This is a genomic window from Candidatus Zixiibacteriota bacterium (assembly GCA_017999435.1).
In the GTDB taxonomy this organism is placed as follows: domain Bacteria; phylum Zixibacteria; class MSB-5A5; order GN15; family FEB-12; genus JAGNLV01.
Genome location: JAGNLV010000002.1, coordinates 484,993 through 496,453, shown reverse-complemented (window position 1 = coordinate 496,453; position 11,461 = coordinate 484,993). Strand labels below are relative to the sequence as shown.

At 66.1% G+C, this 11,461-nt stretch carries 9 protein-coding genes; all 9 read right to left on the bottom strand.

Annotated features, from left to right (window positions below; all coding sequences use genetic code 11):
- Nucleotides 1-86: 86 nt before the first annotated feature.
- The 9 genes from KA261_07505 to tig all read right to left on the bottom strand — a co-directional run bounded on the left by KA261_07505 (nucleotide 87) and on the right by tig (nucleotide 11,417).
- Nucleotides 87-437: a helix-turn-helix transcriptional regulator gene (locus KA261_07505; GenBank protein ID MBP7697644.1), complete on the bottom strand. Its 351-nt coding sequence runs from the start codon at nucleotides 435-437 to the stop codon at nucleotides 87-89.
- Nucleotides 438-565: 128 nt separating this feature from the next.
- A complete protein-coding gene (locus KA261_07500) occupies nucleotides 566-3,859 on the bottom strand; it encodes an efflux RND transporter permease subunit (GenBank protein MBP7697643.1) in 3,294 nt (1,097 codons plus the stop codon).
- Nucleotides 3,856-4,887 (bottom strand): efflux RND transporter periplasmic adaptor subunit, encoded by a 1,032-nt coding sequence (locus KA261_07495; GenBank protein MBP7697642.1) that lies wholly within the window; start codon nucleotides 4,885-4,887, stop codon nucleotides 3,856-3,858. The genes KA261_07500 and KA261_07495 overlap by 4 nt, the downstream gene beginning before the upstream one ends.
- A 2-nt stretch (nucleotides 4,888-4,889) precedes the next feature.
- The gene (locus KA261_07490; protein ID MBP7697641.1) at nucleotides 4,890-6,194 is read right to left on the bottom strand and encodes a TolC family protein; all 1,305 of its coding nucleotides are present in this window, start codon (nucleotides 6,192-6,194) and stop codon (nucleotides 4,890-4,892) included.
- 256 nt (nucleotides 6,195-6,450) lie between these two features.
- On the bottom strand, nucleotides 6,451-7,359 hold the full coding sequence (locus KA261_07485) for a dihydrodipicolinate synthase family protein (GenBank protein MBP7697640.1): 909 nt from the start codon (nucleotides 7,357-7,359) through the stop codon (nucleotides 6,451-6,453).
- Nucleotides 7,360-7,474: 115 nt separating this feature from the next.
- Nucleotides 7,475-8,032 carry a hypothetical protein gene (locus KA261_07480; GenBank protein MBP7697639.1) on the bottom strand — a complete coding sequence of 186 codons (558 nt, stop codon included), beginning with the start codon at nucleotides 8,030-8,032 and terminating at the stop codon, nucleotides 7,475-7,477.
- 136 nt (nucleotides 8,033-8,168) lie between these two features.
- Entirely contained in the window at nucleotides 8,169-9,446 is a 1,278-nt protein-coding gene (clpX, locus tag KA261_07475) for an ATP-dependent Clp protease ATP-binding subunit ClpX (GenBank protein ID MBP7697638.1), read from the bottom strand.
- A 48-nt stretch (nucleotides 9,447-9,494) separates the two neighbouring features.
- A complete protein-coding gene (gene clpP / locus KA261_07470) occupies nucleotides 9,495-10,124 on the bottom strand; it encodes an ATP-dependent Clp endopeptidase proteolytic subunit ClpP (GenBank protein MBP7697637.1) in 630 nt (209 codons plus the stop codon).
- 36 nt (nucleotides 10,125-10,160) lie between these two features.
- The gene (tig, locus tag KA261_07465; protein ID MBP7697636.1) at nucleotides 10,161-11,417 is read right to left on the bottom strand and encodes a trigger factor; all 1,257 of its coding nucleotides are present in this window, start codon (nucleotides 11,415-11,417) and stop codon (nucleotides 10,161-10,163) included.
- Nucleotides 11,418-11,461: the final 44 nt, after the last annotated feature.

The following is an 11,461-nucleotide window of genomic DNA, read 5'->3' as shown; positions in this document are numbered from 1 at the left end:
GTCCCGAATGGAAAGACCCATTGCGCCCGTCCCCGGAGGATCTTGGCCGAGCCTCGCCGGAGGCCGCCACTGCGGTGGCGGACCAGCTACGCCGAGGACGCCTTGCCGCTGTACCGCGCCAGCAGGCTGTAGACGTGCCCGCACACCAGGTCGCACAGTTCGAAAATGCGCGGATCCGCCACCCGGTACAGGACGTACGGACCCTGCTTGTTTTTGGCCACCAGCCCGGCCGCGGTGAGGATTGAGAGGTGCCGCGAAATGTTGGGCTGGGAGCAAGTAAACTGGGCCACCAGATCCTGCACCGACTGCTCGCCCGATTCGAGCGCCTTGAGCATTTTCAGCCGCGTCGGGTCGCCCAGCGCCCGGAAGGCGCGGGCGACCAGATCCACCTGCTGGTTGCTCGCCTGGAAAAAGTACTTGGTTCGCTTGGCTGCCATGTTCCGGGTACTCCCGTCTCGTCTTGATTCCGTCACTGCACAATGCCGGGCGCGATCCTGCCTCCGCCTGCCGCCCGCCCGGGCCGGGCGGGTGGGTTTGGCTTCCGGCTCTGCGCCGGCCGGTCGCGTCACAGCGTCTCCGGCGCCCCCTCGGTCGGCGCCGTCTGGGATTCCGATCCTCCGCCCGCCGCCGCCTTCGTGCGGTTGACCAGGTAGTACAGGAGCGGCACGGCGACCGGGCTGATGACGAGCGAGGCGACCTCGCCGGCGATGAGCGCGATGGCCAGGCCCTGGAAGATCGGGTCGAAGAGGATGATGCCGGCGCCCACGACCACCGCGCCCGCCGTGAGCAGAATGGGGCGGAATCGCACCGCGCCGGCGTCGATCACCGCCTCGGCCAGGGTGCTGCCCTCACGCAGGCGAAGCTCGGCGAAGTCGATCAGGATAATTGAATTGCGGATCACAATCCCGGCCCCCGCCATGAAACCGATCATCGAGGTCGCCGTGAAAAATGCATCCATCGCCCCGTGGGCCGGCAGAATGCCGATGAGCGAGAGCGGGATCACCACCATCAGAATGATCGGCGTGACCATCGACCGGAACCATCCCACCAGCAGGACATAGATGAGCACGAGGACCGCGGCGAACGCGATGCCCAGGTCGCGGAACACCTCGAGCGTGATGTGCCACTCGCCGTCCCACTTCAGCGAGGGCTCGAGGTCGGTGAACGGCATCGACGCGTTGTACACCTTCAGCGCCGGGAGCGTCCCCCCGAAATCGCGGGCGTTGAGGGCGGCGATCTTCCGGTTCATCTCCCCGATCGCGTAGACGGGGGACTCGATCGCGCCGGCGACGTCGCCGATGACGTAGGTCACCGGCATCAGGTTCTTGCGGTAGATCGTCTTGTCGACGATCGCCTCCCGCACCGTCACGAGCTCGGCGAGCGGCACCAGCACCCCGGTCCGGGGCGACTGCACGCGGAGATTAAGAACGTCGGCGGCGCTGGTTTTCCGCGCCCGCGGCAGCTCGAGCACCAGGGCGATGTCCTCGCGCTCGTGCCGGCGATGCGCGATATCCACCTGCATCCCCGACACCGCCACCCGGAGCGTCCGGGCGATCTGGTCGGCGCTGATGCCGTGGAGCGCCGCCTTCTCGTGGTCGATCTCAAACGTCAGCTTCCGCTGATCGTCCTCGATGTACGTGTCCACGTCCACCACGCCCGGCGTCGAATCAAAGATGGCCTTGACTGCGTGGGCGAGCATGGTGCGGCTGGAGTCGGTCGGCCCGTAGATCTCCGCGACCAGCGTCTGCAGCACGGGCGGGCCGGGCGGCACCTCGGCCACCGCCACCCGGGCCGCGAAGCGCCGGGCGATTTCCTGCACCCGGGGACGCACGCGGGTGGCGATGTCGTGGCTCTGCGCCGAGCGCTCCCCCTTGGGCAGCAGATTCACCTGGATGTCGGCGACGTGCTCCCCCCGCCGCAGGAAATAGTGCCGCACTAGGCCGTTGAAGTTGAAGGGGGACGACGTCCCGGCGTAAATCTGGTAATTGGTGACCTCCGGCTCCCGGCTCACCGCCTGGGCAATCTCGCGCGCCGCCTCCACGGTGCGCTCCAGCGACGATCCCTCGGGCATGTTGATGATGACCTGGAATTCATTCTTGTTGTCAAACGGCAGCATCTTGACCTTGACCCATCCGAGGCCGACCAGGCCGATCGAACCGACCAGCAGCAGTCCCACGACGGCGAAGAAGACGGTGCTGCGCGCGGGCGAGGCCACCAGGCGCCCCATCCACCGACGGTAGAGCCGCGTCGCGCGGTCCTCCTTCCCCTCGGGGTGATGGCCGGCGGTGTGGCCGGCCCCCCGCTTCCAGGCGAGCACGCGCACCGCCGCCCAGGGCGTGACGATGAACGCGACAAAGAGCGAAAACAGCATCGCCGCCGTCGCCCCCACCGGGATCGGCCGCATGTACGGCCCCATCAGCCCGCCCACCGTGGCCATCGGCAGAACCGCCGCAATCACCGCCCAGGTGGCCAGGACCGTGGGATTGCCCACCTCCGAGACCGCCTCGATGGCGATGGTCTTCCACGGCCGCCGCTGGTTCCTGGGAAGGTGCAGGTGCCGGGTGATGTTCTCGACCACCACGATCGCATCGTCGACCAGAATGCCGATCGAGAAGATGAGAGCGAACAGGGTGATGCGGTTGAGTGTGAAGCCGGTGAGGAAGAACACCAGGAGGGTGAGCGCGAGGGTGGACGGAATCGCCAGGGCGACAATGATCGACTCGCGCCAGCCCAGGCTGATGAGGATCAGAATCGACACCGACACGATCGCAATCAGCATGTGCAGCAAGAGTTCGTTGGACTTCTCCTCGGCCGTCTCGCCGTAGTGGCGCGTGATCGTCATCTGCACATCCGAGGGCACAAGCCGCGGGCGGATGTGCTCCACCTTCTCGAGCACCGCGTTGGCCACCTCGATCGCGTTCGTGCCGGCCCGCTTGGCCACCGAGAGGGTGACGGCGGCCTCATCGTCGTGCCGCCGCCCCGACGCCTCCGCGGATCCGTACACCACAACCTGGGTGAGTTCCTCCGGACCGTCGACCACCGTCGCCACGTCGCGCACGTACACGGGCGCGCCGTTGAAGACGCCGATGACGACCCGGTTGATGTCCTCGACGTCGCGCAGGAACCCGCCGGTCTCGACGATGACCTCGCGGTTGTTGCGGACGATGCCGCCCGCCCGCATCTGCCGGTTGGCCGCCTGGAGCGCCGGGATGACGCTGAGCGGATCGAGGTTGCGGGCCGCCAGGGCGTCCGGGTCAAGCTGCACCCGGTACTGCCGCCGCAGGCCGCCGATCATGTGCGTCTCCGACACGTTCGGCACCTGCTTGATCTGCTCTTCGATCTCCGCCACCACGCGGCGGAGGAAGTAGTGGTCCTCGGTGGGGCTGTGGAAGGTGAGGGCCAGGATCGCCACGTCGTCAATCGACCGCGGCTTGAGCAGCGGGAACGACACGCCCGGCGGGATGCGGTCGAAATTCGACTGCAGCTTCTGGTTCAGCTTGACCAGCGATTTCTCGACATCCTCCCCGACCCTGAACCGCACTATCACCAGCGCCTGCTCCGGGTTGGAGATGGAGTAGAGGTATTCGACGCCGGGAATCTCCCAGATCAGCTTCTCCATCGGAGCCGCCACCCGCTTCTCGACTTCCTCCGCGCTGAAACCGGGCACGCCGACCATGACGTCGATCATCGGCACCTTGATCTGCGGTTCCTCCTCGCGCGGCAGGAGCGAGACGGCGAAGAGGCCCAGCAGAATGGAGGCTATGATAAACAGCGGCGTGAGCTTCGAGTCGACAAACATCCGGGCCAGGCGGCCCGCCAGTCCCTCGCCGCCGCGGCCGGCGGTATCGTGACGCGTCATGAGACCTCCTCAACGACGTCGCCGTCGAGCAGGTCGCGCTGGTCGCTGACCACCACCGTCTCCCCCACCTCCAGGCCGGAGAGGATCTCCACCCGGTCGGGGAACTGCCGGCCGATGCGGATGAGGCGGAGCATCGCCCGCTTGTCCGGCGTGACCACGTACACGAGATCCAGCTGGCCGCGGTGGACGCAGGCGGACCGGGGCACCGCCAGCGTGGCATCGTCCCCCTCCGCCTGCAGCTGCAGGCGGCCGAACTGCCCCGGCCGCAGGTCGGCCAGCGCGGGCAATTCAATTTTCGCGGTAAACGTCCGGCTCATGGGATCGGCCGAGGGGGAGATATCCACCACGCGGCCGGTGACGGCGGTGTCGATCACCGGGATCGAGACCCGCACCGACTGGCCGGCGGCGATGCGGCGGCGGTACGATTCCGGAATAGTCGCCTCGAACCGCGGCGGACCGGACTCCTCGAGCGTGAATGTCGGCATGCCAGGCGCGGTCAGGTCGCCGACGTCGATCATCTTGCGGGTGACGGCTCCTGCGAAGGGCGCGGTGATGCGCGTGTAGCTGAGAAAGGTCTCCGCTTCGTCGAGCGCCGCCCGGGCCACCGCCGCGCGCGCCTTGATGCCGTCGTACTCCTGCCGCGTCGCCGCGTTCTGGGCGAGCAGCTTCTCGAACCGCTCGAGATCCTGCGCCGCCTGCTCGTGCATCGCCTGCGCCTGCCGCACCTTGGCCTCGAATTCGCGGGCGTCGAGCTCCGCCAGCACTGCCCCCTTGTTGACGCGGCTGCCGATATCGACCAGCACCCGCTCCACGCGCGCCTGGACTTTGGAGCCGATGTCGGCGGTGTTGCGGGCCACCACTGTCCCCATGATCTCATCGGCCGCCTGGTCGGCGAGCCGCTCCACTTTGGCCACGGAGACGGGCTTGGGGCTCGCCGCCGCGCGCGCCGGCGTCCTGTCGCCCGGGGTGCTGCAGCCGGCCAGGGCCGCCAGAGCCACGAGCGCGGAAAAGTAATGGATCGTCTTCATGGTCACCTTTCTCCCAGTATGGGCACGCTGAGCGCCCGGCGCAGTTGCGCCAGCGCCAGGATTCTATCTGCTTTCGCCTGGGCCAGACCGACCGCCGTCTGCGCCAGATTGTTCTGAGCATCGATCACCTGCGAGGTCAGGGCGAGCCCCTGCGCAAACCGCGCCTCCGTGAGCCGGACCGCCTCCGCGGCCAGATCGAATGCCCGCTGCATCACCTCAACCCGGCCCGCCGCTTCCTCCACGCCGTGGGCAGCCGAGGTCAATTCGACCGAGGTCTGCAGCCGGGCCAGACGCGCCCCCTCGTCGGCCGCCCGCAGGCGGGCCCGCTTCTCCCGGATCGCCGCGCCCGTGAACAGACCGTCGAACACCGTCCAGTTCAGCATCACCCCCGCCGTCCAGCTCTGGTTGTCATGCTCATAAGTGAGCCCGCGGAAATAGTCCACGGCGGCAAAGGCGGAAATGGAGGGCAGATATCCCGCCCAGGCCGCCCGGTACTCGTGGAAGGCGGCGCGGGCGAACGAGGTCTGCGCCTGCACTTCCGGACGCACGCCGGCCTGGACCGCGGCCGGCGCGGCCGGCGCAATCTCATCGAGCGACTGAAACTCATCGAACCCCAGCGTGTCCAGCCCGATCGCGAGCCGGAGCCCCTCTTTGGCCAGTGCGAGACCGTTGCGCGCCTGGAGGAGCCGCTCCTCGGCCCGCGCCTTCTCCACCTGAATGCCGAGCAGATCCGTCCGCAGCGCCGTGCCGTTCTCCACCCGGCTCGCCATGACCTGCTCCGCCGAGGCGTACGCCTCGACCGCCAAGCGCGCAGCCTCCTCCGCCTCCTGCGCAGTCAGCACCGCGAGGTACATCCGGGTGACTCCCAGCACCATCTCCTGATCGGCGGCGCTCCGGGCGAACTCGGCGCCCGCCCGGGCCGCCCGGGCGGCCCGAAGGTTGGCCAGATCGCGGCCCCCGTTGAAGAGGTTCAGGCCGACCTGGGCCGAGAGCTGGAAATTGTCCCAGCGCGGCGGGTTGTTCAGATCGCCGGCCAGCGCAAACTGCCCTTGATTGAGTGCGAACATGAAGGCGTTGACGGCATTGTCGCTGGCCGTGTAGCCGGAGGCCACCCGCACCATCGGCAGAAACGCCGCCCGCGCTTCGGCCGCCCGCGCGGCCGCCTCGCTCACTCCAAGCGCGGCGATCCGGGCCTGCGGCGACTGCTCCCGCGCCAGGCCGACCGCCTGCTCCAGCGTCAACTCCCCGGCGGCCGCCGGCCGCACCGCCACCACCAGGGCGGTCAGAACTGTGACCACAAGCTTCATACGACTCCTCGGACTCTGTCCATTCTGGGCCTCCCGGGGGCGGCGCCTCCCGGATCCGCCATATATAACGATATAAACATATAGTTATATATATTTGTGCCGAGAAAAGTGCAAGGGTTTTTTCCTTTTTTGGGGGCTGTCCCGACAGAAAAAACCGGCCCGCCGGCTCCCCGCTCGAATCAGGTCGGGTCGGGAGGGCCGCTGTCAGGAAAGTCGCGCTGAGGGAGAAGGCCCCCGGCCGGCCGCGGCGCCCGTTTTAGAGGGCGATGCTGCTTGCGTCCACCAGCGCGAGCAGGCGCTTTCGCTCGTCCGGGCCCGGCGGGAGAATCGGACGGCGGGCCGGTCCGCCGTAGAGGCCGAGGTGATCCATGGCCGCTTTGAGCGCCGCCACCCCGCCGCCGCTAGTGACGGCCGCGTTGAGCGGGATGAGGCGGAACTGGGCGGCGCGCGCCTTCTCCGGGTCGCCGCTGCGATAGTGCTCGTAGACCGCCAGGCACTCGCGCGGGGCGATATTGGCCAGAGCCAGGATACCGCCGGCCGCCCCGATCGACAGGGCGGGCAGCAGGAAACCGGCCGACCCGGCCAGCACCTGGAACGCCGGTCCCGTGCCGCGCACGATGTCCGCCATTTTCGTGATGTTCCCCCCCGAGTCCTTGAGCCCGATTATGTTGGGGTGGGCCGCCAGCTCGATGACGAGCTCGGCGCCGAGATCCGCGCCGGTGCAGGCCGGCATGTTATAGATGACGACCGGGACGGGCGAACTCTCCGCCACCGTCCGGTAATGGCCGAGCAGCGCCTCCCGCCTCATCAGCCCCTTGTAGTAGCCGGGATTGAGCACCAGCACGGCGTCGGCGCCGGCCTCGGCCGCCCACCGCGTCATCCGCACCGTCGCCCGCGTCGTCTCCTCCCCCGCGCCGGCGAGCATGAGTTTGTCGCGCGGGATGGCGGCCCGGGCTGCCTCGTACACCCGGCGCTTCTCGTCGTCGGTCAGCATCACCTTCTCGCCGTTCGACCCGAGCACGAGAAAGCCGGCCAGACCGAACCGGCTCAGGTGCGCGAGATTCTCCTGGAGCCTGCCCGGCAGAAGATTCTCCTCCGCATCGAAAGCAGTCGGGATCGGGGGGAAGATTCCGTTCAGTTGAAGCACGTCCGCGTCCTCCGGCATCACTTGTTCTTCGGACCAAATGATAACCTCCCGGGGACAGCGCGGCAACTGCTCCTTCGCGCCGCCCTCGGACAAGCCCGCTGGCCGGCCCGGAGGCCGGAGGCGGCCGTGGGGATCAAAACAGCCGGGGAAATCGCAGGCGCGGGGGAAGGTCGGTTTCGTGGTAGGAGAGTTCGCAGCCGTAGCCATAGGGATCGTAGCGGTCGGATTCGAAGTCGGTGACCGCCGCCAGCCGCCAGGTGCCCTTGATCCGTTTGTACAGCAGGAACGTGTAGCGCACCCGCTCCCGGTGCGCTCCGAACGATGTGCCGGGGCCGGCATAAGTCAGACGGATATAGTCGCCCGACTCCTTGATTTCGTAGAGCTGCAGGGTGTCGAGATTGGGCCACCGGGCAAACTGGCGCTCGATATACGACCGAAGCGACAGGTAGCCGTGCTTGCGAATCAACTTCTCCAGCGTATCCGCCTGGGCCGGGTCGAGGAGCGCGGAGAACCGCTCCGGCTGGCCCTGAAGGACGGCTTGCTGCAACTCGTCGAACAGCCCGCGCAGCGTGTCGATCACGGGCGGAAGCTCCGAGTGGGGAGCCGCGGTGCGGTTTTCGGCGACACTGCACGCCAAAGCGCTGCCCAACAAGAGGATCACCCATGCCGAGAATATCCGGAGGCTCTTCATAGGCAAAATCCTCCCTCTGTACGTAACTATCGGCGCCGCGGATGGGGAAACTTGAACAAAATCGAAGCCCGCCACCGGGGGCGGGACACGCGGGAGATGAAACCCTCGAGCAGGCCGCAGGGGCGGCCGGCCGGGCTCAGCCGACCTTCTTCTCCGCCTTGGTGCGGAGCCGCGGCGGCTTTCCTTCGGTGATCGTCTCCTCCGAGATGATCACTTCCAGAACGTCGGACTGGGACGGGAGCGAGTACATGGTGTCGAGCATGGCCCGTTCGAAAATGGAGCGCAGCGCCCGGGCCCCGGTCTTGCGCTGCTGGGCAATCCTGACCGCGGCGCGGAGCGCCCCGGTTTCGAACACGACGTTGACGCCCTCCATTTCCAGGAGCTTGGCGTACTGCTTGGTCAGCGCGTTCTTCGGCTCGGTGAGGATATTCATGAGCGCCGCCTCATCGAGCGCATGCAAGGCGGCGGTCACCGGCAGACGGCCGACCATCTCCGGAATCAGCCCGTACTCCATGAGGTCGGCCGGGATCACGTGCTCGAACAGATCCGGGGCGTCTTCCCGGATATGCGTCGACTCGGCATCAAAACCCACCTGCTTCTTGCCCAGCCGGCGGGCGATGATCCGCTCCAGACCGTCGAACGCCCCGCCGCAGATGAACAGGATGTTCGTGGTGTTGATCTGCACGAACGCCTGCTCGGGGTGTTTGCGCCCCCCCTTCGGCGGAATGTTGGCCACCGTCCCCTCCAGAATCTTCAAGAGCCCCTGCTGCACACCCTCCCCCGACACGTCGCGGGTGATCGACGGATTGCCGTCCTTGCGCGCAATCTTGTCGATCTCGTCGATATACACGATCCCCCGCTCCGTCTTCTGCTGGTTGAAATTGGCCGCCTGGTAGAGCCGGACGAGGATGTTCTCCACATCCTCCCCGACATAGCCCGCTTCGGTGAGCACGGTGGCGTCGGCGATCGTGAAGGGAACCTTGAGAAACTTCGCCAGCGTCCGCGCGATGAGCGTCTTGCCGGTCCCGGTCGGGCCGAGCAGCAGAATGTTGGACTTCTCCAGCTCGACATTGTCGCTGTCCTTCGCGAGGCTGCTGTTCAGGCGGTGGGAGAGCTCCCAGTTGATCCGCTTGTAGTGGTTGTAGACCGCGACCGCGACCGTCCGCTTGGCCTTCTCCTGGCCGATCACGTAGCCGTCGAGATAGCTCTTGATCTCCGCGGGCGCGGGCACGTCGCGGATCTCTTCCGGAAGAGCAACATCCGGGGCCGATTGGAGAAGGTCGTTGCAGAGCTCGACGCACTCGTTGCAGATGTACGACTCGTAGCCCGAAAAGAGCCGTTTCGCCTGGCTGGCCGGCTTGCCGCAAAATGAGCAGCGCTGCGGCGGACGGGGTTTCTCGGAGTCCGCTGACATATCCTATATCCGTTTCCCGACCGGCGATTCCCTCGCCCGGTCTAGCTCCTACTTGCGCTCCGACCGCTTGAAATCGTAGACCTTGTCGATCAGGCCGTAGTCCTTGGCCTCCGAGGCCGACATGAAGAAGTTCCGGTCGGTATCTTTCTCGATCCGTTCGAGCGGCTGCCCGGTATGCTGGGCCAAAAGATCGTTGAGGCGCTCTTTGGTCCGGGTGAACTCTTTGGTCATGATCACGATGTCCGAGATCTGCCCCTGGGTGCCGGCGAGCGGCTGGTGGATCATCACCCGGCTGTTGGGCAGCGCCGCCCGCTTGCCGTGGGTGCCGGCGGCCAGCAGGAACGCCCCCATCGAGGCGCAAATCCCCATGCACGTCGTCACCACGTCGGGCTTGATGAACTGCATCGTATCGTAGATGGCCAGCCCCGCCGTCACCGACCCGCCCGGCGAGTTCAGATAGACAAAGATGTCCTTGTCCGGATCCTCCGCCTCGAGGAAGAGCATCTGGGCGATGACCAGGTTGGCCACGTTGTCGTCGATCGGCGTCCCGATGAAGATGATGCGGTCCTTCAGCAAACGCGAGAAGATATCGTACGCCCGCTCCCCGCGGCCGGTCTGCTCGACCACCATCGGCACCAGGTATTGCGCCTGTATCTTTTCGTCCATAATCTCCTGCATAACTCCTTGGACCTCAGTCCGTTTTCGTCGTCGCGGCTATTCCTTCTTCACAACCTCGGCCTTGGAAATGAGGAAATCAAGCACTTTTTCCTCGCGCAAGGTGTCCGTGATGTTGTCGTACTTGCCCGACCGCCGGAGCCCCTCGCGCGCCTCCGCTTCGGTGATCTCATAGTTCTCCGCGAACCGCTTTATTACTTTGTCGGTATCTTCCCGCGTAACCTGTATGTTTTCCTGCCGGGCAATATGGTCAGAGAGCAGGTTCCACTGCAGCGCCGCCGTCGCCATCCCGTGGTACGCGCCGCGCAGTTCCGCTTCGTCCGCCGTGCTGTCCTGGCGCCGGAGGTCCTTGACCATCGCGTCGAGGTACTCCTTCACCAGTCCGGCGGGGACCGAGACCTTGTTCCGCTCAATCACCTGCTGGACGATTTCGTTCCGGTGGTACCGGCGCAACTCCCGCTCCTTCTGGGCCTTCAGATCCTCCCGGATCTTCATCCGCAACTCCAGAGCCGTCTGGGCGTGTCCCGTCCTCTTGGCCAGGTAGTCGTCGAACGCCGGCTGAATCTCCTCGCGCACCTCTTTCACCGTTGTCCGGTAGCGCACGGTCGCTCCCGCAAACTCCTCATCCGGGTAATCCGCGGCGTAGTGCACTTCAATTTCCCTGGTGTCGCCGGCCGTGAGCCCTGGAAGTTGCTCGCGAAATTCCTTGACCGTCAACGGATTAGAGAGCTCTATGACCGAATCGGGGTAGGCCTTCTCCGGCTCCTCCTTGGGGGAATCGAACGTCTGCACGAGGTCAACGACCACAATGTCCCCCTCACCGACCGCGCGGGTGACCGTACGGCGTTCGGCGTACGCCTTCCGAACCTGCTCCGCGGCCCGATCAACCTCCTCATCGGTCACCGTCAGATCGTAGAACGAGACTTTCAGATTGTCGAACGCGATCGGCGGAATAGTCGGGAAGACCTCCACGCGCGCCGTGTAATTGAACCCGCCGTTGTCGGTGTAGTTCAGGTCGGTGACCGTGGGGGGCGTAGCGACCGGGAGAGCGCGCTCGCGGAGCGCCTCCGATATCGTCGCCTTAATCAGTTCATCCGCCACGTCGGCTTTGACCTCGTCGGCAAACTGCGATTTGATGATGTTCAACGGGGCGTGCCCCTTCCGAAAACCCTTGAGCGTCACGTCCCGCTGGACCTCGCTGAACTTGGACTCCAGCTTTTTGTTCACCTCGGCCGGCTCGATCTCGATCGACACCTCGCGCACCAGTTCTTCGAGTTCCCTGATTTCGACCTTCACGTTCGTCTGACCTTTCCGCGGTTGCCCGGCTGTCGTGGCCGGCG